Source organism: Streptomyces sp. SAI-170, from assembly GCF_049739565.1.
Taxonomy (GTDB): domain Bacteria; phylum Actinomycetota; class Actinomycetes; order Streptomycetales; family Streptomycetaceae; genus Streptomyces.
The window spans coordinates 6,652,051-6,676,992 of sequence record NZ_JBMGQD010000001.1 but is presented as its reverse complement, the minus strand read 5'-3'; the positions used below and the strand labels follow the sequence as shown (position 1 = coordinate 6,676,992).

At 73.0% G+C, this 24,942-nt stretch carries 22 protein-coding genes and 1 pseudogene; 13 read left to right on the top strand and 10 right to left on the bottom strand.

Going from position 1 to position 24,942, the window contains the following annotated elements:
- Positions 1 to 90: 90 nt before the first annotated feature.
- The gene (locus RKD23_RS30005; RefSeq protein WP_424856534.1) at positions 91 to 927 is read right to left on the bottom strand and encodes an anti-sigma factor; all 837 of its coding nucleotides are present in this window, start codon (positions 925 to 927) and stop codon (positions 91 to 93) included.
- Positions 924 to 1,466, bottom strand: coding sequence for a sigma-70 family RNA polymerase sigma factor (locus tag RKD23_RS30000; protein WP_404042747.1), 543 nt, complete (start codon positions 1,464 to 1,466; stop codon positions 924 to 926). The genes RKD23_RS30005 and RKD23_RS30000 overlap by 4 nt, the downstream gene beginning before the upstream one ends.
- Positions 1,467 to 1,693: 227 nt before the next feature.
- Between RKD23_RS30000 and RKD23_RS29995 the strand changes: the two genes are divergently transcribed.
- The 4 genes from RKD23_RS29995 (at position 1,694) to RKD23_RS29980 (ending at position 8,614) form a co-directional block, all read left to right on the top strand.
- Positions 1,694 to 3,229, top strand: coding sequence for a DUF4331 domain-containing protein (locus tag RKD23_RS29995; protein WP_424856533.1), 1,536 nt, complete (start codon positions 1,694 to 1,696; stop codon positions 3,227 to 3,229).
- A 107-nt stretch (positions 3,230 to 3,336) separates the two neighbouring features.
- Entirely contained in the window at positions 3,337 to 4,623 is a 1,287-nt protein-coding gene (locus tag RKD23_RS29990; RefSeq protein WP_424856532.1) for a tetratricopeptide repeat protein, read from the top strand.
- Positions 4,624 to 5,454: 831 nt separating this feature from the next.
- Complete coding sequence (locus tag RKD23_RS29985; protein ID WP_424858368.1) at positions 5,455 to 6,927, top strand: nickel transporter; 1,473 nt, start codon at positions 5,455 to 5,457, stop codon at positions 6,925 to 6,927.
- Between the two features lie 76 nt (positions 6,928 to 7,003).
- Positions 7,004 to 8,614 (top strand): protein kinase domain-containing protein, encoded by a 1,611-nt coding sequence (locus RKD23_RS29980; protein WP_424856531.1) that lies wholly within the window; start codon positions 7,004 to 7,006, stop codon positions 8,612 to 8,614.
- A gap of 7 nt (positions 8,615 to 8,621) precedes the next feature.
- Here the strand turns inward: RKD23_RS29980 and RKD23_RS29975 are convergent, their stop codons facing one another.
- A complete protein-coding gene (locus RKD23_RS29975; RefSeq protein WP_424856530.1) occupies positions 8,622 to 9,425 on the bottom strand; it encodes an SGNH/GDSL hydrolase family protein in 804 nt (267 codons plus the stop codon).
- Between the two features lie 244 nt (positions 9,426 to 9,669).
- On the opposite strand from RKD23_RS29975, the gene RKD23_RS29970 reads away from it, so the two are divergent.
- The 4 genes and pseudogenes from RKD23_RS29970 to RKD23_RS29955 all read left to right on the top strand — a co-directional run bounded on the left by RKD23_RS29970 (position 9,670) and on the right by RKD23_RS29955 (position 13,561).
- Entirely contained in the window at positions 9,670 to 10,878 is a 1,209-nt protein-coding gene (locus RKD23_RS29970; RefSeq protein ID WP_424856529.1) for a S8 family peptidase, read from the top strand.
- Between the two features lie 173 nt (positions 10,879 to 11,051).
- Entirely contained in the window at positions 11,052 to 11,498 is a 447-nt protein-coding gene (locus RKD23_RS29965) for a hypothetical protein (protein WP_424856528.1), read from the top strand.
- 198 nt (positions 11,499 to 11,696) lie between these two features.
- Positions 11,697 to 12,792, top strand: a pseudogene (locus RKD23_RS29960) (DUF5925 domain-containing protein).
- Between the two features lie 16 nt (positions 12,793 to 12,808).
- Complete coding sequence (locus tag RKD23_RS29955; protein ID WP_424856527.1) at positions 12,809 to 13,561, top strand: DUF72 domain-containing protein; 753 nt, start codon at positions 12,809 to 12,811, stop codon at positions 13,559 to 13,561.
- Positions 13,562 to 13,674: 113 nt separating this feature from the next.
- Here RKD23_RS29955 and RKD23_RS29950 read toward each other — a convergent pair whose 3' ends face one another.
- Positions 13,675 to 14,046: a GntR family transcriptional regulator gene (locus tag RKD23_RS29950; RefSeq protein WP_424856526.1), complete on the bottom strand. Its 372-nt coding sequence runs from the start codon at positions 14,044 to 14,046 to the stop codon at positions 13,675 to 13,677.
- A 107-nt stretch (positions 14,047 to 14,153) separates the two neighbouring features.
- Here RKD23_RS29950 and RKD23_RS29945 point away from each other — a divergent pair, with 107 nt between their 5' ends.
- Both RKD23_RS29945 and RKD23_RS29940 read left to right on the top strand, forming a co-directional pair.
- A complete protein-coding gene (locus RKD23_RS29945) occupies positions 14,154 to 15,086 on the top strand; it encodes an N-acetyltransferase family protein (RefSeq protein WP_424856525.1) in 933 nt (310 codons plus the stop codon).
- Complete coding sequence (locus RKD23_RS29940; protein ID WP_424856524.1) at positions 15,067 to 15,570, top strand: DUF402 domain-containing protein; 504 nt, start codon at positions 15,067 to 15,069, stop codon at positions 15,568 to 15,570. The genes RKD23_RS29945 and RKD23_RS29940 overlap by 20 nt, the downstream gene beginning before the upstream one ends.
- Positions 15,571 to 15,778: 208 nt before the next feature.
- Here RKD23_RS29940 and RKD23_RS29935 read toward each other — a convergent pair whose 3' ends face one another.
- Entirely contained in the window at positions 15,779 to 16,393 is a 615-nt protein-coding gene (locus RKD23_RS29935; RefSeq protein ID WP_424856523.1) for a class I SAM-dependent methyltransferase, read from the bottom strand.
- Positions 16,394 to 16,532: 139 nt separating this feature from the next.
- Here RKD23_RS29935 and RKD23_RS29930 point away from each other — a divergent pair, with 139 nt between their 5' ends.
- Positions 16,533 to 16,670 carry a hypothetical protein gene (locus RKD23_RS29930; protein ID WP_424856522.1) on the top strand — a complete coding sequence of 46 codons (138 nt, stop codon included), beginning with the start codon at positions 16,533 to 16,535 and terminating at the stop codon, positions 16,668 to 16,670.
- Between the two features lie 7 nt (positions 16,671 to 16,677).
- Here the strand turns inward: RKD23_RS29930 and RKD23_RS29925 are convergent, their stop codons facing one another.
- On the bottom strand, positions 16,678 to 17,118 hold the full coding sequence (locus RKD23_RS29925) for a GNAT family N-acetyltransferase (protein ID WP_424856521.1): 441 nt from the start codon (positions 17,116 to 17,118) through the stop codon (positions 16,678 to 16,680).
- Between the two features lie 145 nt (positions 17,119 to 17,263).
- Here RKD23_RS29925 and RKD23_RS29920 point away from each other — a divergent pair, with 145 nt between their 5' ends.
- The gene (locus tag RKD23_RS29920; RefSeq protein ID WP_424856520.1) at positions 17,264 to 18,280 is read left to right on the top strand and encodes a lytic polysaccharide monooxygenase; all 1,017 of its coding nucleotides are present in this window, start codon (positions 17,264 to 17,266) and stop codon (positions 18,278 to 18,280) included.
- A gap of 56 nt (positions 18,281 to 18,336) precedes the next feature.
- On the opposite strand, the gene RKD23_RS29915 is transcribed toward RKD23_RS29920, so the two are convergent.
- Positions 18,337 to 19,209, bottom strand: coding sequence for an esterase/lipase family protein (locus tag RKD23_RS29915; RefSeq protein ID WP_424856519.1), 873 nt, complete (start codon positions 19,207 to 19,209; stop codon positions 18,337 to 18,339).
- Between the two features lie 152 nt (positions 19,210 to 19,361).
- Positions 19,362 to 19,808 carry a MarR family winged helix-turn-helix transcriptional regulator gene (locus RKD23_RS29910; RefSeq protein WP_424856518.1) on the bottom strand — a complete coding sequence of 149 codons (447 nt, stop codon included), beginning with the start codon at positions 19,806 to 19,808 and terminating at the stop codon, positions 19,362 to 19,364.
- 114 nt (positions 19,809 to 19,922) lie between these two features.
- Here RKD23_RS29910 and RKD23_RS29905 point away from each other — a divergent pair, with 114 nt between their 5' ends.
- Positions 19,923 to 20,297: a cupin domain-containing protein gene (locus RKD23_RS29905; protein WP_424856517.1), complete on the top strand. Its 375-nt coding sequence runs from the start codon at positions 19,923 to 19,925 to the stop codon at positions 20,295 to 20,297.
- Positions 20,298 to 20,390: 93 nt separating this feature from the next.
- Here the strand turns inward: RKD23_RS29905 and RKD23_RS29900 are convergent, their stop codons facing one another.
- Positions 20,391 to 21,365 carry a DNA polymerase Y family protein gene (locus RKD23_RS29900; protein WP_424856516.1) on the bottom strand — a complete coding sequence of 325 codons (975 nt, stop codon included), beginning with the start codon at positions 21,363 to 21,365 and terminating at the stop codon, positions 20,391 to 20,393.
- The gene (locus tag RKD23_RS29895; RefSeq protein WP_424856515.1) at positions 21,362 to 24,811 is read right to left on the bottom strand and encodes a DNA polymerase III subunit alpha; all 3,450 of its coding nucleotides are present in this window, start codon (positions 24,809 to 24,811) and stop codon (positions 21,362 to 21,364) included. Before RKD23_RS29895 ends, RKD23_RS29900 begins: the two co-directional genes overlap by 4 nt.
- Positions 24,812 to 24,942: the final 131 nt, after the last annotated feature.

Here is a 24,942-nt window from a genome sequence, read left to right as displayed (position 1 = left end):
CAGGGTAACCCTATCGCCCTCACGGGGCATGCGTGTATCGCGGTCACAGGATTCACCTTCCCCGTAAGGGGGTTGACGACGCCTCGGCGGTCACTCTCCGAATCCAACCGATTCCAGGGCGAGTTGGACAACCGGCTGTCCAGTGGGCTGTGGTGAGCCTCCGTCCGGTTCGACGGTTACAGCGAGTGAGGTCGAGGAGCGCTGGAGGCCGCCCGCGACCAAGGGCGTGTCGCGCTCGAACAGGCCCAGGGAGCGGGGCCGCGCACCGGGGCGCATGAGCCAGAGCTGGTGCACGCGGTCGCCCGGCGGCTCGCCGTATCCGCTCAGCGTCACCACCGCACGCCCCTCGGATGCGGAAGCGATCACTCCGATACTGCGGCCGCCGGCGTCCCTCGTGACGGCCGTCCGCACGTCGGGAGCGGCCAGAACGTGGGCGATCTCACGTGCCCGGTCGCGCTCGGCGGCGAGACGGTCCTGACTGCGGTCGGCCTGGACGCCGAACAGCGCGGCCACGACGAGCGCGGCGGCGGCCGTCACGGTGGCGAACGGCACCAGCAGCGGGCGCGTCCGGGGCGCACGGGAGCGTCGCGGCAGCGGCTGAGTGCCCCAGACATGAGCGGGCAGCCGCCCGCTCCGCCGCGACCCCGCCGACCGCCCGCCGCGCTCCGGACTCCCGCCGTGCCCCGCGGCCTCCTGCGCGGTCGTCCGTACGGCGGCCAGGACCCGGTCGCGCAGCGCGGCGGGCGGCGCGGCAGCCGTGGACCAGGCGAGCCGGACCGCGTCCTCGGTGAGGTCCCGCACCTCGGCCGTGCAGCGGTCGCAGCCCGCCAGATGCCTCTCGAACCGCCGCCGCTCCTCGGCGTCGAGGGCGTCGAGCGCGTAAGGGGCCGCGAGCGAGTGCGGGTCCTCACGACGGAACAGGCTCATGCCGCGCCTCCCAGGCAGTCGCGCAGGCGGGTCAGGCCGTCACGCATGCGCGTCTTGACCGTACCGAGGGGCAGTCCGAGGCGCTCGGCGACCTCGCGGTAGGTGTAGCCGTCGTAGTAGGCGAGGGTGACGGACTGGCGTTGCAGCGCGGTCAGCCGGTCCAGGCAGCGGCGCACCCACTCGCGCTCCAGGCCCGCCTCCACCTCCTCGGCGACCTGGTCGAAGGCGGGCCCGCCGGAGCGCAGGGCCTCGCGCTGCTCGCGCTCACCGGCCGCGCGGGCGCTGCGCACCCGGTCCACGGCGCGGCGGTGGGCGAGGGTGAGCACCCACGCCAGGGCGCTGCCCCGCCCGGGGTCGAACCGGGCGGCGGAGCGCCAGAGTTCGAGCAGCACCTCCTGCGCCACCTCCTCCGACTGCGCCGGGTCCCGCACCACCCGCCGGACCAGCCCGAACACCGGCCCGGCCACCACCGCGTACAACTCCTCGAAGGCCCGCTGATCGCCTCTCGCGACGCTCAGCAGCAGTTCCTCCGCCCGCATCCGGTCCCCCTCTCGCCGCCGGCACCCGCCCCGACCCGCCACACCAGGCATCCGCACCGCACACACCTCCGGAGGGGATACGGATCACGGCGGCGAAAACGCGGGTCGCGCGGCCCCCGAAAGAAGTTCGCACGGTCCCGGAAGAAGTTCTCGCGATCCACCAATCCGCCCCGCACCCCGCTCCGAATCCCCCGGCGTCAGAGAAGTCGGCACGGAGGACGGACGGCATGACAGCTATCTCCAGGAACGGGTCCGGGCGCAAGGGCCTCACGACCCTCATATGTGGCGCGCTGGCCGCCGGGGGGCTCGCGGCCGCCGGTGCGACCGCGCTGGAACCGCGGGCGGCCTCCGCCTCAAGTCACAGGGAGGCTCCGCTGATCTCGGGGCAGCCGCAGTACGACAACACGGACGTGTACGCGTTCGTCAGCCCGGACAAGCCGGACACGACCACCATCATCGCCAACTGGATCCCGTTCGAGGAACCCGCCGGCGGACCGAACTTCTTCCCCTTCGCCGACGACGCCCAGTACGACATCCACATCGACAACGACGGCGACGCCCAGGGCGATCTGCTCTACCGCTTCACCTTCGCCACCCATGTGAAGAACAAGCGGACCTTCCTCTACAACACCGGCCCCGTGGACAGCCTCCACGACCCGGACCTCAACATCACGCAGACGTACGACATCGAGCTGCTGCGGCTGAAGAACCAGCACGCGATGTCCCGCACGAAGATCGCCGACGACGTGCCCGTCGCCCCGTCGAACGTCGGCAAGGCGTCCATGCCCGACTACGCCAAGCTGCGCACCCAGGCCGTGCACCAACTCGCGGGCGGCTCCACGTCGTTCGCCGGACAGGCCGACGACCCGTTCTTCCTGGACCTGCGCGTCTTCGACCTGCTCTACGGCGGGAACCTCTCCGAGGTCGGCAACGACACCCTCAAGGGCTACAACGTCAACTCCATCGCCCTTCAGGTGCCGAACCACATGATCCGGCAGTCCGGGCACCAGCCGGTCGTCGGCATCTGGTCGACGACCCAGCGCAAGAACGCCCAGGGCCACTTCATGCAGGTCTCCCGGCTGGGCAACCCGCTCGTCAACGAGGTCGTCAACCCGGTCGGCGACAAGGACAAGTTCAACGCGAGCGCGCCCTGGGACGACGGTCAGTTCCTCAAGAACGTCACCAACCCCGAACTCCCCAAGCTCATCGAGGCGATCTACAAGATCAAGGCGCCGGCCGAGCCGCGCAACGACCTCGTCGACGTCTTCCTCAAGGGAGTCGACGGGCTCAACCAGCCGCCGCACGTGCGGCCCGCCGAGGTGCTGCGCCTCAACACGTCGATCCCGCCCGCCCACAGCCCCAAGCGGCTGGGCGTCCTCGACGGCGACAAGGCCGGCTTCCCCAACGGGCGCCGGCTCACCGACGACGTGATCGATGCCTCGCTGCAGGTCGTCGAGGGTGAACTGCTCGGTCAGAAGAACGACTTGGGGGACGCGGTCGACAAGAACGACAAGGCGTTCGAGAAGGCGTTCCCGTATGTGGCGCTGCCGACCGAGGGGTCTCGGGGGGCGCTGGCCAAGGGGGTGTCGGGTGGGGCCGATGTCCGGAACCAGATCGGCGACGCGCTTCAGCCCGCGGGTGCCTCCGGCGGCTCGGCCGACACCACCCTCATCGCCGCGTCCGCCGGTGCGGGGGCTGTGGGGATTCTGCTGATCGGGGGCGGGCTCGTGTGGTGGCGGCGGGTGAGGGGGCGGGCGTACTGAGCGCCGTGGGGCTTGTGGTCGTACTTCCGCTGCGGGCCGTGGGGGGGCCGGTCGCGCAGTTCCCCGCGCCCCTGAGATACCTCGACCCATCTCACAGAGGAGAGGCGTTGTCCTCGAACACCAACAAGGTTCAGCTCGGGCTCTCTGCCGTTCTGCTGGCCGTCGCCCTCACCGCCGGGTCCGTCGCTCTCGGCTCGGTACGGGAGTCGCGGGATGTCGATGTCGCCGTGGCACCACGGGCGGTGGGGGTCGGTGCGCTTCAGGCGCATCTGCGGGCGCAGCCAAGGGACTTCGGCGGATGGGCCACCCTCGGTCTGACCTACGTCGAGCAGGCCAGGGTCGGTGGCGACCCGTCGCTCTACCCGAAGGCCGGGGACGCGCTGGAGCGGTCGCTGAGGCTGGCGCCCGGCAACGACCAGGCACTCGCCGGGCGGGCCGCGCTCGCCGCCGCGCGGCACGACTTCGCGAAGGCGCTGGCCGACGCGGACCGGGCGCTGAAGCGGAACCCGTACAGCGAGCGGGCCCTGTGCACGCGTATCGACGCGCTCGTCGAGCTCGGCCGGTACGCCGAGGCCGCGCGGGCCGCCGACACGGCCGATGAACGGCGGCCCGGCATACCGGTGTTCACGCGGTACGCCTATGTGCGGGAGCTGCGTGGGGATGTGCGCACGGCGCGCCGGGTGCTGGAGCAGGCCCTGCACGGGGCGACCTCGCCGGGGGACGTCGCGTACGTCGCCACACAGTTGGGGCAACTGGCCTGGAACCAGGGGCAGTACGACAGCGCCCTACGGCATTACGGGCGGGCCCTGGCCGCCGACGACGGCTACCTCCCGGCGCTGGAGGGGCGGGCCCGTGCCCAGGCCGCGAAGGGTGAGGGGGCTGCCGCGGTGCGGGGGCTGGAGCAGGTCGTCGCCAGGGCCCCGCTGCCGGGTCCGCTCGTCGCGCTGGGCGAGCTGTACGAGGCGCGGAGCGACCGGGCCCGGGCGAGGGAGCAGTACGCCCTGGTGGATGCCTGGACGGCCCTCGCGCGGGCGGGCGGGGTCGACGTCGATCTCGACACCGCCCTCGCCGAGGCCGACCACGGGGACCGGGCCGCCGCCCTGCGCGCGGCCCGCGCCGAATGGGCCCGCCGCCACACCGTGCACACGGCGGACGCCCTCGCCTGGGCGCTGCACGTCAACGGCCGCGACACCGAGGCCCTGCCGTACACCCGCCGCGCCACGGCCACCGGCTACCGCAACGCCGCCTTCCTCCACCACCGGGGCGTGATCGAACTGGCCACGGGTCATGCGCGTGAGGGCCGCGCCCACCTGACGGCGGCCCTGAAGCTGAACCCCGCCTTCTCACCGCTCGGCGCCCGCGAGGCCCGTGAGGCACTGGAGGCATCCCGATGACCCTGTACCACCTTCACCACGACCACCGCCCCTGCTTCCGCCCGGGCACGGACACCGACCCAGTGCTCCGCCACGGCACGGGAGCAACCGCGGGCACCCTCCGCGGCACGGACCCGGGGCCGGAGACCCGCCGCAGCACGGGCGCCGCCCCCGAAACCACCCCCGGCACGGCCGGCGACCCGGCCCTCCGCCACGCCACGGGCCCGGACCCGGAGACCCCCCAAGGCACAGGCACCGCCCCCCGAACCCCCCGCGGCACGGGCCCGGACCCGGAGACCCCCCGCGGCACGGACACCGACCCGGTACTCCCCCGCGACACGGGCCCGGACCCGGAGACCCTCCACGGCCCGGGTGCCGCCCCCCAAACCCCCCCAACGCACGGCCGGCGACCCGGTGCTGCGCTGCGGCACGGGAGCAACCGCGGTAACCCACCGCGGCACAGGCCCGGGCCCCGAGATCCCCCGCGACACGGACACCGCCCCCGAAACCACCCCCGGCACGGACACCGACCCGGCCCTCCGCCACGCCACGGGCCCGGACCCGGAGACCCCCCACGGCCCCGGGGCCGCCCCCCAAACCCCCCACGGCACGGCCGTCGACCCGGTGCTCCGCCGCGGCACGGGAGCAACCGCGGAAACCCACCGCGGCACAGGCCCGGGCCCGGAGACCCCCCGCGGCAGCGAGACCCCCCGCGACACGGGCGCCGCCCGAGAGGTGCCCCGCCGCACCCCCCGCGGCACGGAAGCCACCCCAGAAGCCTCCCGCCGCAGACCCAGCCCCCTCCCCCGCGCCCTCGCCACCGCCGTCGCCACCCTCACCGCGGCCTGTGCGCTGGCCCTCCTGCCCTCCGGCACCGCGAGCGCGCACCCGCTCGGGAACTTCACCGTGAACCGCTACGACGGACTCGTCGCGGCCCCCGGCGAGCTGCGGGTCGGACATGTCGAGGACCTGGCGGAGATCCCGGCGACCCAGGCCCGGCCGGAGATGGCGAGGGCGGGCGGTCTGGCGGGGTGGGCCCGGGGGCGGTGTGTGCGGGCTGCGCGGGACAGTGAGGTGGAGGTGGACGGCCGTAGGGTCGCCCTCGCCGTGGCGGGGAGTGACGCGCGGGTGCTGCCCGGGCAGGCGGGGCTGAACACGCTTCGGGTGGAGTGCCGGCTCAGGGCGCCGCTGCCGGAGGGCACGCCCTTCCGCGTCGGTTTCCGGGCGGCGGGGGCCTCGTCCGGGCCGGGGTGGCGGGAGGTGACCGCGCGGGGCGACCGGATGACCCTCACGGCGTCGGACGTACCGCGTGCGTCGGTCTCCGGTGAACTGGCTGACTACCCCGATGAGTTGCTGTCCTCCCCTGCCGACACCTCCACCGCCTCGCTGTCCGTCCGGCCCGGCGGTCCGGCCCTGACGCAGGAGGGGCCGCCTCCGGCCGCGTCCGTGCTGCCGCGCGGGGCCGACCGGTTCACCCGCGCGCTGGACTCCCTGGTCGCGCGGCAGGACCTCACGTTCGGCTTCGGGGTGCTCGCTCTGTTCGTCGCCGTCGGTCTCGGCGCGCTGCACGCGCTCGCGCCGGGCCACGGAAAGACGCTGATGGCCGCGTCGGCGGCGGCCCGTGGCGGGCGGGCCCGACTGCGGGACGTCCTGCCCCTCGCCGCGTCCGTGACCGTCACCCACACCCTCGGCGTGATCGCCCTCGGCCTCCTCGTCACGGCCGGCTCCGCGGCCACGCCGTCGGTGATCACCTGGCTGGGCCTGGCGAGCGGCGCACTGGTGACGGGGGCGGGGCTGAGCCTCGTACGCAAGGCGTGGCGGGCTCGGCGGCCCCTGCGTCAGGCTCAGGCAGCGCCGGAGCGCATCCCGGTTCTCGTGGGTGCGCACGACCATGAGCATCACCATCACCATCACCACGGGCATCAGCACCCCCATCACCATCACCATCACCATCAGCACCATGGACACACCCACACCGCCCCCACCCTCCGCGGAACCCTCCTCCTCGGCTTCGCCGGTGGGCTCGTGCCCAGTCCGTCGGCGGTCGTCGTGCTGGTCGGCGCGGCCGCGCTCGGGCACGCGTGGTTCGGGCTGCTGCTGGTCGTCGCCTACGGGGCGGGGCTCGCGCTGACCCTCACCGCGGCCGGGTTCGCCGTCGTACGGCTCGGCGGGCGGGCCGTACGGGCGCTGGAGCGGCGGCCGCGTTGGACCGCGCGGCCGCTCGTGGTGGCGGCCCGTGGGGCGCTGCCGCTGGTGTCGGCCGGGGTGGTGGTGCTGCTCGGGGCCGGATTGCTGCTCAAGGGGGCGGCATCCGCATTCGGCTGAGCTACTTTTGGGGAGAAATCAGACGGGACCGGATCGGACGGGGCATGGCGCCCGCGGCTGCGACGAGGAGGTGCCCGTGTCTGGATCACCGGGCGGTGAGCGCGTGATCGCGGGCCGCTACCGGCTGCTGTCCCCGCTCGGCGAGGGCGGGATGGGGACGGTCTGGCGGGCCCTCGACGAGGTGCTGCGCCGGGAGGTCGCGGTCAAGGAGGTGCGCGCGCCCGCCGGACTGCCGGCCGTCGACGTGGAGCGGCTGTACGCGCGGCTGGAGCGTGAGGCGTGGGCGGCGGCCCGGGTGGCCAACCGCAATGTGGTGACGGTGTACGACGTGGTGACGCAGGAGGGCCGCCCCTGGATCGTGATGGAGCTGATCCGGGGCATCACCCTCGGCGAACTCCTCGACGCCGAGGGCCCGTTGCCGCCACAGCGAGCGGCGCGGATCGGGGCGGAGGTGCTGTCCGCGCTGCACGCCGCGCACGAGGTGGGGGTGCTGCACCGGGACGTGAAGCCGGGCAACGTGCTGCTGGCGAACGACGGCCGGGTGGTGCTGACCGACTTCGGGATCGCCATGGTCGAGGGCAGTTCCGCGCTGACCATGACCGGTGAGGTCGTCGGGTCGCCGGAGTTCCTGGCGCCGGAGCGGGCGCTGGGCCGTACGCCGGGCCCGGCGTCGGACCTGTGGTCGCTGGGGGTGCTGCTGTACGCGGCGGTCGAGGGGCACTCTCCGTTCCGTCAGGACACGCCGCTGAGCACGCTGCGCGCGATCGTGGACGACGAACTGCCGCCGCCGCACCGGGCCGGGCCACTCGCGCCGGTGATCGCGGGGCTGCTGCGCAAGGACCCGGCTGAGCGGCTGTCGGCCGAGCAGGCGGAGCGGGAGCTGCGGCTCGTGGGCGCCGGGGGCGCCCCGCGCGCGGGCGTCGTAGGGGCGGATCCCTTCGCCCCGACGGTCGTGGGGCATCCGCAGGACGAGCGGCCGACGCCGGTGTACCCCGTCGCGGCGGGCACGGCGACGACGCCCGTGCCGGAGGAGGAGTCCCGGCGCGGCAACCGGCGGGCCGCCCTGGCGCTGGTCGCGGGCCTGGTCGTGCTGGCGCTGGCGCTCGCGGGACTGACGTACGCCCTGCTGAACCGGGAGGACGACGGCGGCGGGACGGCGGGGGGCGGTGCGCGGAGCCGGACGGCCGTCACCCCGACCCCGACGCCGACACCGACGCCGAGCGAGACGCGCGAACCGTCGCACACCGACGAGCCGTCGCCCACGCCGAGCACGAGCAGCGCGAGCCCGTCGAGCACGCCGCCGCCGCAGTCGGTGCGGGTGAACGTGGTGGGCACCCGGACGGACTACTCGGGCACCTGCCCGCCCGCGGAGACGGAGGCGCCCGCGTTCACGGCGACGTTCACGGTGGGGCGGCTGCCGGCGCAGGTGGACTACCGCTGGGTGACGGTGAAGGGTGAGGTCCTGGGCGACGGCTGGAAGACGCTGTCGCTGCCCGAGGGCGGCCCGCGCTCCGGGCGGGACACGGTGGTCCTGACGACGTACGCGGAGGAGGGCACGTACCGTGACGCGCTCGGCGTCGAGGTGCGCGGGCCGGTGGAGGCCTCGTCCAACTCCGTGCCGTTCTCGGTGACGTGTGTGCGGGAGACCCCGACGGGCGGGGCCTCCCCTACTGCGACACCTTCCTGATGACGGCTCAGTCGTTGCTGTTCAGGACCGGCAGGTAGCCGCCCGACTGGCCGTTGACCGTCGGGTGGTAGGACTCGCCGATGTTCAGCCAGTTGACGCTGTTCAGCCAGGCGCTGCCGGAGCAGAGCTCATGGCCGGTGAAGGTGGTGCGGACGTCGCCGAAGACGAAGCCGTGTGCGGCGGCGCGGGTGGCGATGGCGCTGTTCAGATGGTCGGAGGCGGCGTTGATGGCGGAACGCTTGGTCTCCGACAGGCCGAGGCAGGTGGTGCCCAGCTTGTAGAAGCGCGGGTAGCCGAGCACGACGACCCGTGCAGAGGGGGCACGGGTGCGGATCGCCGAGTACACGCTGTCGAGCTTGCCGGGCAGCGTGGAGTCGACGTACGCCCTCGCGGTGTTGATGCGGTCGATGCAGCCGCTGTCGGACGAGAGCACACACGTCGTCATCACGTCGGCGAATCCGGCGTCGTTGCCGCCGACGCTGATCGAGACCAGACCGGTGCCGGAGTTCAGCGGGCCGAGCTGGCCGGAGAGGACGTCGTCCGTGCGGGCGCCCGAGCAGGCGTTGAAGCTGAAGGACGAGGGCGAGTTGGCGGCGGCCCACAGGTACGGGTACGCCTTGGTGCTGCGCTTGCAGTCGCCACTGGAGCTGATGTAGCTGCCGGTGCCGACGCCGGAGGAGTAGGAGTCGCCGAGCGCCACGTACGAGGTGGCGGCGGTCTCGGCCGCCTGCGCCGCGGCGGCCCCGGTGAGGGCGGTGCCGACGGCGAGGAGTACCGAGCTGACGAAGACGACAATTCGGGAACGTCTCATGCAACCTCCCTTTAGCAGGATCTCTGCCATGACTGTCGTAGCAACTACGCGTGTTGACGGGAAGTGTCCATGCCAAGAAAGGTGATGACTTTTCAGTAGTTCGAGGAGACTTCGCCACCTGTTCGATTGCGTGCTCATGTCAGGTTCGTTGACATGCCGTCAACTCCCTTGTCCCGACTGGGTTGTTGGCCGACGCTTCTGAGTGAGCGACAACACGCCCCCCACGCAGGAGGACTCCCTCGTCATGGCACGACTGCGGAGCAACAAGGTCCGGCTCGCCGCCCTCACCGGTCTGGCGACAGCGGCGCTCGTCGGCGCGTCGACCGCCCTCCCCGCCCAGGCCGCCCCGGCCGAGGGCAGAGTCCTGGCGGCCGGCTCGCCCGACGCCGTCAAGGACAGCTACATCGTCACGCTCAAGAAGGACGCGGGCTTCACGGCGTCCTCGGCCTCCGGCAGAGGCCTGATCAAGAAGTACGGCGGCACGGTGAAGCGGACGTACCGCGCCGCGCTCGACGGCTACGCCGCCACCCTCTCCGCCGCCGAGGCACGACGGCTCGCGGCCGACCCGTCGGTGGCCTCGGTGGAACAGGACCGGGTCGTGCGGGCCGCCGACACCACGCAGAGCGGCGCCCCTTGGGGCCTGGACCGGATCGACCAGACGTCCCTGCCGCTGTCCGGCACCTACACCTACCCGGACTCCGCGGGCAGCGGCGTGACGGCGTACGTCATCGACACCGGGGTGCGCATCACCCACGCCCAGATCAGCGGCCGGGCCTCCTACGGCTACGACGCCGTCGACGGCGACACCACCGCCTCCGACGGCAACGGCCACGGCACGCACGTGGCCACCACCATCGCGGGGTCGACGTACGGTGTCGCCAAGCGGGCGCGGATCGTGGCGGTGCGGGTGCTGAACAACAGCGGCTCGGGCACCACCGCGGGCGTCGTCGCCGGCATCGACTGGGTGACGGCGAACCACAGCGGCCCCTCCGTCGCCAACCTGTCGCTGGGCGGCGGCGTGTCCACCGCGCTCGACACGGCCGTACGCAACTCCATAGCCGGCGGCGTGACCTACGCGGTCGCGGCGGGCAACAGCAACTCCAACGCCTCCTCCTTCTCCCCGGCCCGCGTCACGGAGGCCCTCACCGTCGGCGCCACGACCAACACGGACGCCCGCGCGAGCTACTCCAACTACGGCTCGGTGCTGGACGTGTTTGCGCCCGGCTCCTCCATCACGGCCGGCTGGAACACCTCCGACACCGCCACCAACACCATCTCCGGCACCTCGATGGCGACCCCGCACGTCGCGGGCGCGGCGGCCGTGTACCTCGCGAACCACACCTCGGCCACCCCGGCCCAGGTCGCCACGGCGCTGGTGAACGGCGCCACCACCGGCAAGGTCACCAGCCCCGGGAGCGGTTCGCCCAACCGGCTGCTGAAGATCGTCCCGTGACACCCGCGAGACGGCTGTGACCTGCGTGTTCCCCGGGGCCCCCACTGCCTTCGGGGAACACGCGCAGGTCCGGGAGCGCAACCGGGCCGACGGGTCCCGCGCGTCTTGACGCCCGGCTCCGGGCTGCGCGACATTGAAGCCCGGCATCCGACGCTTCGGGGGGAACGTCGCCCATGCAGCCCCTTTCTGACAAGCGAGACCGCACGTGGCCGTCGTCCGACATCGAGCGGGCGGGACCCGGGGCAGGACCAGGACCGGGGAGCGATCTGCTCGTGCTGCTCGTGGGCGCCGCCACGGCCGCCGCGGGGACCGGGACGCTGCTCGCGCTGGCCGACTCCACCTCGCCGCTGCGCGGCCCCTTCACCCTGTTCTTCCTGCTCGCCGCACCGGCCCTGGCCCTCGCCCGGCTGCTGCGCGCGCTCGATCCGCTGGGCCGTGCGATCGCCGCCCTCGGCGGCGCGATCGTCCTCGACATACTGGTCGCCCAGACCCTGCTGGCCCTGCACCAGTGGTCGGTGCGCGGCGGGATCGTGGCCGTCGCCGCGATCAGCGCCCTGCTGCTCCTGCCGGTCCCGCTGTGGCGGCTGCGCGGGCGCGGGGCGCGCCGACGGGGCATATGACGTGGTCATCCGCCGTGCAGGCGGAGTTCCGGTAGTCGAAGGCATCCCGTACGTGCCGTACGTCCGCGCGGCGCGGCGCGGCGCCCTCGCCATGCCCCGCGTTCCGCCCCGTGTCTCCCCGTCGAGGGTTACTCCGACAGCGCACCCACCAGGTGGAAACCGGGTGCACACCGGGCAGTTGTGGCAGATCATGGCGACATGTCAGCTCACCCGCAGGACGCCCTGCCGATCCGGCTCAACGTCGACGACTCCGACTCCCCGTCCGACGTCGTCGACGCGCTGTTCCTCGGCCGTTTCGCGACGGGCGAGCAGCCGTTCGCGCACGCCGCGAACATCGACCGCGTACGGTCCGGCGCGACCCTGCTGCCCGCCGGCGCCCGGGTGCTGCGCGTGGCCCGCGACGACGACCGCAGCGCGACCCTCGCCGAGGGCGACGGCTGGACGCTGCTGATCTCCCGCTGGAACCGCGGCGCCGACGTCACCGTCACCGCGACCAGACGCCGAACTGGCCGCCGAGATCCTGGACAAGGCCACCGACGGCGCGGAGGACGAGCCCGAACCGCAGCCGGAGAACGTGACGATGGGGTTCTGGTACGTCTCCCCCCGGCGCGGCCCGCACCGCACCACCCGGCAGATCTCCGCGGGCACCTGGGACGAGGTCCGCCCCAACTACACCGCGCCGGTGGCGGACGCGATGGACCGGCTGATGAAGACGACCCCGGAGGACATCGCGGGCCGGCTGCTGCTCCTGCACGGCCCGCCCGGCACCGGCAAGACCTCCGCGCTGCGCACCCTCGCCCGGTCCTGGCGCGACTGGTGCCAGGTCGACTGCGTCCTCGACCCCGAGCGGCTGTTCTCCGACGTCGGCTACCTCATGGACATCGCGATCGGCGAGGACGACTCCACCGGCAAGGGCCGCTGGCGGCTGCTGCTCCTGGAGGACTGCGACGAACTGATCCGCGGCGAGGCCAAGCACACCGCGGGCCAGGCCCTGTCCCGGCTGCTGAACCTCACCGACGGCCTGCTCGGCCAGGGCCGCAACGTCCTGGTGGGCGTCACCACAAACGAGGACCTGGAGCGACTGCACCCCGCCGTCGTCCGGCCCGGCCGCTGTCTGGCCCGCATCGAGGTCGGCCGGCTGACCCGCGAGGAGTCGGTGACCTGGCTGGGCACCGAGGAGGGCGTCGGCCGCGAGGGGGCGAGCCTGGCCGAGCTGTACGCGCTGCGCCGGGGCGCGTCCCCGACCGCGCTGCCGGAGCCGCGGGAGGGCGCGGACGCGGGCCTGTACCTGTGAGTGCTTTCATGGAGGCATGACCTGGTACGTCGGCACGTCGGGCTGGCAGTACAAGGACTGGCGCGGCCTCCTCTACCCGGCCGACGTGCCCGTGCGGCGGTGGCTGGAGGAGTACACGGCCCATTTCGCCACCGTCGAGATCAACAACGCCTTCTACCGGCTGCCGTCCCGGGAGACCTTCGAGGCCTGGCGCGACCGCGTCCCGCCGGACTTCGTGGTCGCGGTGAAGGCCAGCCGCTATCTCACCCACATCAAGCGGCTGAAGGAACCCGCGGAGCCGGTCGACCGCCTACTGACCCACGCGGCCGGGCTGGGCGACCGGCTGGGCCCCGTCCTGCTGCAACTGCCGCCGACCCTGAAGGCCGACCCCGCCCTGCTCGACGCCTGCCTGGCCTGCTTCCCGGCCTCGGTCCGCGTCGCGGTCGAACCACGCCACGACTCCTGGTGGACGCCCGAGGTGCGCGAGATTCTCCAGGCCCGGCGCGCCGCCCTGTGCTGGGCCGACGTCCGCGCCCGGCCGGTGGCTCCGCTGTGGCGCACGGCGGACTGGGGGTACATGCGCTTCCATCAGGGGCGCGCGAAGGACTGGCCGCGCTACGGCAGACAGTCGCTGCAGACCTGGGCCGACCGGATCGCGCACACCTGGCCGGACGCCGAGGACGTGTACGTGTACTTCAACAACGACCCCAACGGGGCCGCGGTGGAGGACGCGAAGGTGTTCGCGAGGACGGCGAGACGACTGGACCGCACGGTGACCCGCACCCCGTGACCGCCGGGCTGTTCTGCCTGCCGCGCCGGGCTCTGGTCCCCGTAGGCCGCCGCCGGGCTCTACTCCCGGTAGGCCGCCGTCAGGCCCTACTCCCCGTAGGCCGCCGTCAGGCTCTACTCCCTGTAGGCCGCCCGCAGGGCGTCGCGTACCGCGGACAGCGCCTCCTCCTCCGGTACGCCGAGCCGCCGTGCCCGCTCCGCGTAGGTCCGGCCCTCCGAGGCCAGTTCCCTGGACGCGGCCGACTCCGCCGCGGCGACGAACGTGCCGTTGCGGCCCCGCGTCTCGATCACCCCGTCGCCCTCCAGCACGCGGTAGGCCTTGGCGACGGTGTTCGCGGCGAGGCCCAGCGACTCGGCGAGCCCCCGCACAGTCGGCAGCCGGTACCCCACCGGCAGCACCCCCGACCGCGCCTGCTCGGAGATCTGCGCCCGCACCTGCTCGTACGGCGGTACGGCGCTGTCATCGATGTGGATCTTCAAGGTCACAGGCCGATTGTCCCGCACGGGGCGGCCCTCCCGCACCGGCCGGACCTCGCGCGCGGCCCGGAAAATGAGCGGCACACAGGTGCGCCGCGCACGTAACGTGCGGCCCCATGACAGTCATCGTGCGCGAGATCCGGCCGGACGTCCGTGCCGACCTGGAGGGCTTCGCGGCCGTCCGGTACCACGCCCTGCCGTTCCACCTCATCACCGCGGACTCCCTCGCCTACGACCTGGCCCACTTCCATCCGGACGCCCGCTACCGGCCGCTCGTCGCCGAGGACACCGACGGCGAGATCATCGGCTCGGCGCAGGTGGGGCTCATCCACGAGGCCCCCGAGCCGGGCCAGGCCTTCGTCAACGTGTACGTGCACCCGGAGCGCACCCACCGCGGCGCGGGGACGCTGCTGGTCCGCGCCGCCGAGGAGTACCTGGCGGCGCAGGGCGCGACCCGGCTGCTGTCCTGGGTCCTGGACGCGCCCGGCAACCGCGCCTTCGCCGAGGCGCACGGCTACCGCGCGAGCCGCTCCGCGCACTTCCAGCGCCTGGACCTCGCGCACGGCACCCTGCCGCCGCTGCAGGACCCGCCGCCCGGCGTCGAGCTGCGCACGGGCGCCGACTTCGCGGCCGACCCGCGCCCCCTGTTCGCGCTGGACGCGGAGACGACCGCGGACGAACCGAGCGACGCGGGAGCGGAGTTGACGGACTACGAGGCCTGGCTCGAGGAGACGTGGCGGCACCCGCTCACCGACCTGGAGCTGACCGTCGTGGCGCTCGTCGACGGCCGTCCGGCCGCCTTCACCGCGGCCCGCACGGACGGCTCCCGCCACTACGGCAGCGGCATGACCGGCACGGCCCGCGCCCACCGCGGCCGGGGCCTGGCCAAGCTCGCCAAGAACCACTCCCTGCATCGCGCCCGCGCCGCCGGGTACACGGAGGCGTTCACCGGCAACGACACCGGCAACGGGCCGATGCTGGCGATCAACAAGTGGTTCGGGTACGAGGTCTGTGCGACGGAGGTGCGCCATGTCCGTGAACTCGGCTGAACCGGCACGCGAGGTGGACGTGGTCCTCCTCAAGGCCGGCCGGACGAAGATCCGCTACGCGGCGACGCTGCTGTCCGACGACGGCACCCGCGTCTCCGTCAGAGCGGCCTGGGCGGGTGAGGGCGTGCGCGACTTCGGCTTCGTACGCTTCGAGCCCGGCGATGTGTTCACCGAGCACTACTGGCGCGACCGCTGGTACTCGGTCAAGGAGGTCCGTGACGCGCAAGGTGCCCTGAAGGGCTGGTACTGCGACATCACCCGCCCGGCCACGCTGTCCGGCGACGAGCTGGTCGTCGAGGATCTCGACCTGGACCTGTGGCGCTCGGCCGACGGCACGGACGTACGCCGCCTGGACGAGGACGAGTTCGCCGAGAGCGGTCTGGCCGAGCGGGACCCGGAGGCCGCGGCCGCGGCGGTGGCCGCCCTCGACGAGCTGGAGGCGTTCGCCACCGTCGAGGGCGGACTGGAGTCGCTGCTGGCCTGAGGCGGTCTCAGGCCGTCGCTGCCGGCGTGAGGCGTCTCGGACCGTCGGTACCGGCGTGAGGCGTCTCGGACCGTCGGTGCCGGCGTGAGGCGTCTCGGACTGTCACTGCCAGCCCGAGGCGCTCGGACCATCACTGCCGCCTGAGGCGTCTCGGACCGTCACTGCCCGCCCGAGGCGCTCGGGACCGCCGCTGCCGGCCGGAGGCCGCTCAGGCCGTCGCCACCACCGCGTACCGCTCGTCCGTCACCGCCCTCCCCCACAGCACCGCGTCCTGCGACAGCCGCTCCACACGGACCTGCGCGGCGAGCGGCGCGAGGAGGGCGGTGAGCGTGTCGGCGGATATGCCGACCGGTGTGAGGGTCCCCCACACCCCCTCGACCAGCACCAGCCGGCCGCCCGGCCGCAGCAGCCCCCGCCAGTGGCGCAGGGCGCGGCCGGGGTCGGGCAGGGCCCACAGCACGTGCCGTACGAGCACGACGTCGTAGCGCCGGTCCCCGACCGGTGGTGCGGCAGCGTCACCGACCAGGAACACCGCGTCACGCCCGGCGAGTTTGGCGCGGGCGCGGGCGACCATGGCCGGGGAGCTGTCGACGCCGGTCACCCGGTGTCCCTGCTCGGCGGCGAGCAGCGACAGGCTGCCGGTGCCGCAGCCGAGGTCGAGCAGCTCGCCGGGTTCCTCGGGCAGCCAGCCGCGCAGCCGCCCGGCCCAGGCCCGGCGCACCTCCGGGTCCCGCAGGCCGTGGTCGGGGTCGTCGTCGAAGGACGCGGCCTCGGCGTCCCAGTCCACACGCGGCGCGTTCGCGCGGTCACGGTCGTCATTCATGACCCCAGAGTGTCAGCAGCCACTGACAGTCCGGATGGTGACGGGCGCCACTGACAGACCGGCCCCGATGAGGAACTCTCACCGAAAGCGTCTACCTCCGTGAGAACGCGGAACACGGTAGGCACTCAAGGAGGCAGCCATGCGCCGAGCGACCGTGCAGAAGCCCCTCAAGAAGCCGAACTCCCGCCGGATCCGCGAGGAGGCCGAGACCCTGCCCGCGGAGCGGCCCGAGGTCCGAAAAGACATCGCACGCGTCTGGTGGCCGGAGGCCCCATGAGACCCGCTCAGTCCAGACGCCTGCGGTAGTGGATCCGGTCGTAGGGCCCGTCCACCCGCCGCTCGACGACTTCGTACCCGTACTTCGGGTAGATCTTCTGGTTCTCCCACATCATCGCGTTCGTGTAGAGCCTGATCTCGGGCAGACCCAGCGCACGCGCGCGTGCGTCGACGAACCGCAGCAGCCGTCCTCCCACGCCCTGTCCGGCGGCGTCGGGGTGGACGGCGATGCTGTCGAGGAACAGATGGTCGTCGTACGCGTCCAGCCCGACGACCGGCTCGCCGGTGACGAACACCCGCCCCGCGGCCACGTCCGCCGCGTGGTCCGCCTCCATGGGCTGCGGCACCACGCCGATGCGTGCGATGTAGTGGTGGTAGGCGGCGTCGGTGACGGCCTTCACGGCCGCGGCGTCGGCGGCCGCGGCGGGCCGGATCTCGTCGTGCGTCATGGCGCGCACGCTACCGACCTGATCGCAGTCTGAGCACTCCCTTAAAGGCACCATAAGGATCTCCAAAAGCGCCTCTCAACAGGCGATTTCGCGGCGCGGTGCGGCTAGCTTCTGATCGCCGCCCCCACCTTAGAGGAGATCCGCGATGCCCGTATCCGCGAAGCCCGCACGCCTGAAGGCCAAGGCCGCCGCCACCGTCACCGCCCTCGGTGTCGCCCCGCTCGCCCTGACCGCGCTGGCCGCCGCGCCCGCGGTCGCGCACGGCTCGATGGGCGACCCGGTCAGCCGGGTGTCGCAGTGTTACGCGGAGGGGCCGGAGAGCCCGAGGTCCGCGGCGTGCAAGGCGGCCGTCGCCGCGGGCGGCACCCAGGCGCTGTACGACTGGAACGGCATCCGCATCGGCGACGCGGCCGGCCGGCACCAGGAGCTGATACCCGACGGCAAGCTGTGCAGCGCGAACAGCGAGGAGTTCAAGGGCCTGGACCTGGCCCGCGCGGACTGGCCGGCGACGAGCGTCGGCGCGGGGTCGTACACGTTCAAGTACCGGGTGACGGCCCCGCACCGGGGCACCTTCAAGGTGTATCTGACGAAGGCGGGGCACGACCCGGCGAAGCCGCTGGCCTGGAGTGACCTGGACCTGGCGAACCCGGTGGCGACGGCCACGAACCCGGCCGCGCAGGGCGGCTTCTACACCTTCTCCGGCACGCTGCCGGAGCGTTCGGGCCGCCATGTGCTGTACGCGGTGTGGCAGCGCTCGGACAGCCCGGAGGCGTTCTACTCCTGCTCGGACGTCGACTTCGGAGGCACCACACAGGAAACCCCGGCAGACCCGAACGACTCGGCCGCCCCCACCGCCCCCGCACCGACCGCCTCCGCGCCCTCCGAGGAGCAGATCGAGGACGGCGCCGGAAAGTCGACGGTGGAGAACCACGGCCACGGCGACGGGGACGCGCACACCTCGGCCGAGCCCGCCGCTGCGCAGGACGCCGGCGGCAACCGGCCCAAGGCCGCTTCGGCCGGACAGAACCTCGCGGAGACCGGCGGCGACGCCCGCACGGCGTATCTCGCGATGGGCGGCGCGGCCACCCTCGCGCTGGGCTCGGCGGTGCTGTTCACCGCGGCCCGGCGGCGCTCGGCGAGCGGTGCCCGGCACGGTCGCTGACCGACCGGTTTCCGGGGCCCCACCGGCGGCTCAGGCCGGTCGGGCCCCGGCGCACGTCAACTGAACACGGACGCGCAGGTGGACGGGGTGGCGTGTGCCGGGTCGAGCGCGGCCGCCACCTCGTGGAAGGTGATCCGGTCGAGCAGCCCGATGGCCAGGTGCTCGGACAGGTCCAGCGGACACAGGTCCTGCAGCAGCACATTGCGTACGTTCGGACCTTCCAGCCAGCCGCTGCTGTACGGCGTGACCACCTCGTCGTACTTGGTGGCGATGACGGTGTAGCGGACGCCGGGCACGGTGTCGCCGCCCTGGTTGAGCTTGGTCAGGAAGGCGGACCCCGCGACCTGGTCGGCGAGCCCGGGGGTGGCCATGGACAACAGGTCCTCGGCGCCGGGGAAGTAGGGCAGCAGCTTGGTCAGGCCGTTCAGGGTGGTGCCGTGGTTGTCGGGCGCGATGCCGATCAGGGCGTTCACCTCGGCGGCCCCGCCCAGGAACTTGAGGTAGTAGCGGGGCATCATGCCGCCCTGCGAGTGACCGACGAGGTCGGCCTCGGCGGCGCCGGTGGTGTCGAGCACCCGGTCGACGAACGCGTCGAGCTGCTCGGCGGACTTGTCGATCGGGCCGAGCCCGTGGAAGAACGGGACGCCGGGCAACTGGCCGTAGTCGAGGGAGAAGACGCAGTAGCCGCGCGCGGTCAGATAGGGCGCGAGGCCGAGCCAGTTGTCGACGGAGTTGCCGAACGTGCCGTGGACCAGCACGACGGGCCGGGGGTGGGCGGCGGACGGCTTGCAGGTCCAGTCGTTCCAGCCGCTGCTGGTGGCGCTCTCGGCATGAGCGGCGGTCGCGGCGGTCGCAGCGGGAACGGTGGCGACGGCTGCGGTCAGCAGCACGGCTGAGAGGGATCTGAGCAGGCGTTTCCAGGGCAGCATCGGGTGATCTCCTCGCGGCTCAAGGGAATGGCGACTGCCTTACGCCCTGTGATCCGGATCACGGGATGCTGTTCACTCGTCAAGTTACGGACGAGTAGTCAAAGATGGAAGTTACGCGTCAGTAAAAACTTCCAGCGCTAACCGACACGCCGTCACCAGACGGGCCGAATGGGCCCTTGAGGTGCGATCCGCGCCAGCCGGCCGTACAGCCCCCGCAGCTCCTCCTCGCCGAGCACTCCGGCCCAGGCCCGCACCACCTCGGCGGCGGACTCCTCGGCGGCACGCGTGCACGCCCACCCCCGCTCGGTGAGCACGATCAGGCGAGCCCGCGCGTCCCCGGGATGCGGCCGCCGCTCGGCGTACCCCTTGCGCACGATCTCGTCGACCAGCTGGCTCGCGGCCTGCTTGGTCACCCCGAGATGTGCGGCTAGGTCGGTGACCGTCGCCCCGTCGGGTGCGAGCCGGACGAACGCGAACCCGTGCGCGGGCCGCATCCCCTCGAAGCCGCGCGCCACGACCCCGTCGTTGATGCGCTGGGTCAGCTCACCGGCGACGGCGAGCAGGGCGACGGACAGGGCCATGGCGTCGGAGTTCTGCACGCCGTCATTGAAACACCCTTGACGTATTGGTCAATCTCCTTGACCATCATCCATATGGTCAAGCCGCTTGACCATCCTTGCGCCACCCTTACGCATCCGACCGGAGGTTTCCCCTTGCCCGTGATCCGTTCGTCCGACGCCGTCACCCACGAGATCCACGGCGCCCGTTTCGTCTCGTACGCCACCCCGCTCAGCGGCAGCAAGGAGCTGTGCGCCTGGCGCGGCGAGATCCCGGCGGGGACGAAGGCCCCCGCCCACACCGTCAACCGCGAGGAGATCTTCCATCTGCTGATCGGCGACCTGCTGATCACCCTCGACGACGTCACCGAGCGCGTCACCGCGGGTGACACCGTGATCATCAACCCCGGGGCGACGCTGGCCGTGGAGAACCCGACGGCCCACACGGCGATCACCTGGGTCACGACGTCCATCGGCCTGGAGGCGACGATGACCGACGGCACAGTCATCACTCCCCCTTGGGCCAACTAGGCTTTTTCGGGGGCGCGGGGAACTGCGCGACAAGCCACGACGGCGCGGGCACCCGCAAGACAAACAGGCCCACCCACGGCGAACGGCGAAGCGCTACGCCGCCAACGACCCCGGCATCACAGCCCGCGGCCCGAACTTCGCCCGAGCCCGATCCGCGACCTCCTCGATACGCCGGACCTTCTCGTCCACAGGATCGAACATGAGCTGATGAGAGGCCTGTTCGGCAGGCGCGAGCCCCTCCGCCCGCAAGGAGACCGCCCGCACCCGAGCCCGCTGAAGACCCAGCGCCTCGTACATGCCGTAAGCCACCCGAGTCAGCTCGGCCGAATGCGCGGTCGCCTCCTTCAACGTGCAACTCCGCGAGGTGGCCGACCGGTCGGCGTACCGCACGGTGAGGGTCAGCGTGCGGCACACCTTGCCGACGGCACGCAGCCGGGCGCCGAGCTCCTCCGCGGCCGCCAGCAGCGCACGCCGATGCCGGTCGGGATCCAACTCGTCGCGGGAGAACGGCCGTTCGGCGGCGAGAGAGCGTGAGACGGCGTTCGGGACGACCCGCCCACGGTCGACCCCGTTCGCCTTCTCGTGCAGCTCACGCCCCACCCGGGCACCGACCAGACGCTGCAGCGTGGACAGCGGCGCGCCGGCGACCCGGCCGAGGGTGTCGAGACCGTACTCGTCCAGGGTGCGGGCGGTGGCCGGACCCACGCCGGGCAGCGCGAGGACGGGCTGACCGGCGAGGAACTCCCGGATCGCGTCCGCGTCCTCGGGCACCGCGTACGTCACCCCGGGCCGGGCCGCGCGCAGCGCCATACGGGCGAGCATCGGGCTCGGCCCGGCGCCGATCACACAGTCGACGCCGTGCAGCGCGAGCGCCCGCACCCGGATCACCGAGGCCAGTTCGACGGCGCTGCGCCCGAAGTAGCGTTCGGCGCCGCCCAGATCGGCCAGTGCCCCGTCCGGCGGCAGCGCCTCGACGACCGGCGTGAACTCCTCGAGCAGTCCGAGCAGCCCCGGCAGGGCCGCCTCGTACATCGGCGGCAGCCGGAAACGTACGCAGAGGATGGTCATCCCGCACTCCCAGGGCTCTGGTGCCACAACTTCCTTGCCGCAGCAGGCCCTTGTGAGGCCTCCTGCCCCGCGGGCCGCAGATCGGCCCACGGATGCATCTCGTAACCGGTCGGCAGATGGATACGCCGCCCACCGGTCGGGTCCCCCTCACTCGTCCCGGAACCCGCCTCGGGCACCGGCTCGGCCAGCCGGGCCGCGACCTCGTCGAGGCCGCCCTCGGCGCGCAGTTCGACCAGCTCGGCGAGGTTCCAGGCGGCGGAGCCCACCACGCTGAGGCTGCGCGGCCCGCGCCGCTGCACCACCCCCCGCACCAGCAGCAGCCACGAGTGGAAGACGGTGTGGGCGCAGGCGTCGTGGGAGTCGTCGAAGAAGGCCAGGTCGACCAGGCCGGTGCCGTCGTCGAGGGTGGAGAAGATGACCCGCTTGCCGGACCGGATCGGCGGCGTCTGGGTGGCCGCCTTGGCTCCTGCGACCAGCACGGTCTCGCCGTGCCGGGCCTCGCGCAGCCGGCGCGCGGAGACCACGCCCAGCTCGTCGAGGAAGGCGCGGTGGTCGTCCATGAGGTTGCGCGAGGCGTCCATGGAGAGCACACCGAGCTCGGCGCTGAGCTTCTCGGCGTCGGACAGGTCGGGCAGCCCGGCGGGCGCGGTCTTGCGCCCTCCGGCCAGCGGCAGTTGAGCTCCTCCTCTGCTACGGGCGCCCCGGTGCAGCTCGGTCAAGTGCAGTTGCAGATCACGCCGGTTGGCGCCGAAGGAGTCCAACGCGCCGACCTGCGCGAGCCGTCCGGCCACCGGGCGGCTCGGGCGGGCCCGCTCCCAGAAGTCCAGCAGGGAGGCGTAGGGCTGCCCGTCGGCGATCCGGGCGGCCTCGGCCTCGCTGATGCCGTGCACATCGGACAGGGCGAGCCGCAGACCCCAGCCATCGGACACCAGTTCGATACGGTGGGCAACGCCCGACTTGTTCACATCCAGCGGCAGCACCGGCACCCCGCGCCGCCGCGCGTCCGCCAGCAGCAGCCGCTTGGGGTACATCCCGGGGTCGTGGGTGAGCAGCCCGGCATAGAAGGCGGCCGGGTGATGGGCCTTCAGCCAGGCCGACTGATAGGTCGGCACGGCGAAGGCGACCGCGTGCGCCTTGCAGAAGCCGTAGGAACCGAAGGCCTCGATGATCTCCCAGGTACGCTGAATCGTTTCCGCGTCATAGCCGCGCGCCGCCGCGTGCTGGGCGAACCACACCTTGATCCGCCCCTGCGACTCCGGGTCGGACAGCCCGCGCCGCACCCGGTCGGCCTCGCCGCGCCCGCAGCCGGTCATGATCGCCACGATGTCGATGATCTGCTCGTGGAAGACGACGACCCCGTAGGTGTCGCGCAGCGGCTCCTCAAGGTCCGGGTGCGGATAGCGCACCGGCGCCCGTCCGTGCCGGGCCGCGATGAACGGCCGCACCATGTCGGCGGCGACCGGCCCGGGCCGGAAGAGCGAGATATCGACCACGAGGTCATGAAAAGTCGAAGGCTGCAGGCGCCCCACCAGATCGCGCTGGCCCGGCGACTCGATCTGGAAGCAGCCCAGCGTCTCGGTGGACCGGATCAGCCGGTACGTCGCCGGATCGCCCGGCGGCACCGCGTCCAGGTCGACCCTGGTGCCCGTGGCCCGCTCCACCTCGGCGACCGCGTGCGCCATCGCCGACTGCATCCGCACACCGAGCACGTCCAGCTTGAGCAGCCCGAGGTCCTCCACGTCGTCCTTGTCGAACTGGGACATGGGAAAGCCCTCGCCGCTGGTCGGCATGACCGGCGTACGGGTCAGCAGGGAGGCGTCGGACAGCAGCACCCCGCACGGGTGCATGGCGACCCCGCGCGGCAGCGCGTCGAGCGCCTCGACCAGCTCCCACAGCCTGCCGTACTTCTCCCGCTCCCCGGCCAGTTGCCTCAGCTCGGGCAGTTCGTCGAGGGCCGCGCGGGCGTCGCGGGCGCGGATGTGCGGGAAGGACTTGGCGATCCGGTCGATCTCGGCGGGGTCCATGGACAGGGCCGCGCCGACGTCCCGGACGGCGTGCCGCACCCGGTAGGTCTCGGGCATGGCGACGGTGGCGACCCGCTCGGTGCCGAAGCGGCCGATGATCGCCCGGTAGACCTCCAGGCGGCGCGCGGACTCCACGTCGATGTCGATGTCGGGCAGCACCAGCCGCTCCTTGGACAGGAAGCGCTCCATGAGCAGCCCGTGTTCGACGGGGTCGGCGTGCGCGATGCCGAGGAGGTGGTTGACGAGGGACCCGGCACCGGAGCCGCGCGCGGCGACCCGGATGCCCATGTCCCGTACGTCGTCCACCACCTGAGCGACCGTCAGGAAATAGGAAGCGAAGCCGTGGTGGGCGATGATGTCCAGCTCGTGGTGCATCCGCTCCCAGTACTCCCGGCGGCCGGCGTAGCCGTGCAGCACCATGCCGGCCGCAGCCCGGGAGGCGAGCGCCCGCTGGGCGGTGCGGCGGCCCGCGCCGACGAGGTGCGGTTCGGGGAAGTGGACGCTGCCCATGCCGAGGTGGTCCTCGGGGTCGACGAGGCACTCGGCGGCCGTGGCCGCGGTCTGCTCCAGCAGCCGGTGGGCCGTGTCCCGGCGGAAGCCCGCGGCCTCCACGATCCGCTCGGCCGCGTGCAGCATGGCCCCGGCGTCCTTCAGCCAGGCCTCGCCGGAGTCCAGCTCCTTGGCCGGGTCGATGGGCACCAGCCGGCGGGCGGCGTCCAGCACGTCGGCGACCGGGCCCAGGCCGGGGTCGGCGTACCGCACGGCGTTGCTGAGGACCGGCCGCACCCCCTGCTCGGCGGCGAGGCCCACGGTGCGCGCGGCCAGCCGCAGGGAGCCGGGCCCGGTGCCCTCGCGGCCGTGCCAGACGGCCTCCAGGCGCAGGGCGTCGCCGTACACCTCCCGCCAGGGGCCGAGCAGCACGGCCGCGCGGTCGGGGCGGCCCGCGGCGAGGGCGCGGCCGACGTCGGAGTCGGGGCCGAGCAGTACGGTGAGGCCGTCGGCGTGGTTGTCGGCCCAGGTCAGCAGGGGTGTGTCCGGGGCGGTGTGGGCGGCGCTGACGAGCCGGCACAGGTCGGCCCAGCCGCGGGCGCCGTCCCGGGCGAGGAAGGTGACGCGGGGGGCGGACTCGTCGACGAAGGCGCCGCCGCGCACGGGGGTGCGCCGCCGCTCCCGTCGTACGGAGTCGTCGTGCGCGGCCGTCTCGGGCCGGGCGACCGCCAGGTCGGCCCCGAACAGGGGGCGGATGCCGGCCCTGACGCAGGCCTTGGCGAACCGGACCGTACCGGCGAGGGTGTCGCGGTCGGTGAGGGCGAGGGCGTCCATGCCCCGCTCCGAGGCACGCTCGGCCAGCCGCTCCGGGTGGGAGGCGCCGTAGCGCAGGGAGAACCCGGAGACGGTGTGCAGATGCGTGAACCCCGGCATCCGCACCTCCTGCTGTCGACCGCTGTCGAACATTCGTTCCCAACCTGCTCACCCCCACCATAGACCAAAACCCGAACGTATGTACGACAGCCGTTCGGGCGCCTCCCACCTGCGCAAACGGCCGTCACCCG

What these genes read in the sequence shown, in the direction of transcription:
- RKD23_RS30005 (WP_424856534.1), bottom strand. Translation starts at nt 927, where the DNA reads ATGAGCCTGTTCCGTCGTGAGGACCCGCACTCGCTCGCGGCCCCTTAC.
- RKD23_RS29935 (WP_424856523.1), bottom strand. Translation starts at nt 16,393, where the DNA reads ATGAATGACGACCGTGACCGCGCGAACGCGCCGCGTGTGGACTGGGAC.
- RKD23_RS29975 (WP_424856530.1), bottom strand. Translation starts at nt 9,425, where the DNA reads ATGAGACGTTCCCGAATTGTCGTCTTCGTCAGCTCGGTACTCCTCGCC.
- RKD23_RS29920 (WP_424856520.1), top strand. Translation starts at nt 17,264, where the DNA reads ATGCCCGTATCCGCGAAGCCCGCACGCCTGAAGGCCAAGGCCGCCGCC.
- RKD23_RS29925 (WP_424856521.1), bottom strand. Translation starts at nt 17,118, where the DNA reads ATGACGCACGACGAGATCCGGCCCGCCGCGGCCGCCGACGCCGCGGCC.
- RKD23_RS29965 (WP_424856528.1), top strand. Translation starts at nt 11,052, where the DNA reads ATGCAGCCCCTTTCTGACAAGCGAGACCGCACGTGGCCGTCGTCCGAC.
- RKD23_RS29955 (WP_424856527.1), top strand. Translation starts at nt 12,809, where the DNA reads ATGACCTGGTACGTCGGCACGTCGGGCTGGCAGTACAAGGACTGGCGC.
- RKD23_RS29900 (WP_424856516.1), bottom strand. Translation starts at nt 21,365, where the DNA reads ATGACCATCCTCTGCGTACGTTTCCGGCTGCCGCCGATGTACGAGGCG.
- RKD23_RS29915 (WP_424856519.1), bottom strand. Translation starts at nt 19,209, where the DNA reads ATGCTGCCCTGGAAACGCCTGCTCAGATCCCTCTCAGCCGTGCTGCTG.
- RKD23_RS29970 (WP_424856529.1), top strand. Translation starts at nt 9,670, where the DNA reads ATGGCACGACTGCGGAGCAACAAGGTCCGGCTCGCCGCCCTCACCGGT.
- RKD23_RS29995 (WP_424856533.1), top strand. Translation starts at nt 1,694, where the DNA reads ATGACAGCTATCTCCAGGAACGGGTCCGGGCGCAAGGGCCTCACGACC.
- RKD23_RS30000 (WP_404042747.1), bottom strand. Translation starts at nt 1,466, where the DNA reads ATGCGGGCGGAGGAACTGCTGCTGAGCGTCGCGAGAGGCGATCAGCGG.
- RKD23_RS29940 (WP_424856524.1), top strand. Translation starts at nt 15,067, where the DNA reads ATGTCCGTGAACTCGGCTGAACCGGCACGCGAGGTGGACGTGGTCCTC.
- RKD23_RS29945 (WP_424856525.1), top strand. Translation starts at nt 14,154, where the DNA reads ATGACAGTCATCGTGCGCGAGATCCGGCCGGACGTCCGTGCCGACCTG.
- RKD23_RS29895 (WP_424856515.1), bottom strand. Translation starts at nt 24,811, where the DNA reads ATGCCGGGGTTCACGCATCTGCACACCGTCTCCGGGTTCTCCCTGCGC.
- RKD23_RS29930 (WP_424856522.1), top strand. Translation starts at nt 16,533, where the DNA reads ATGCGCCGAGCGACCGTGCAGAAGCCCCTCAAGAAGCCGAACTCCCGC.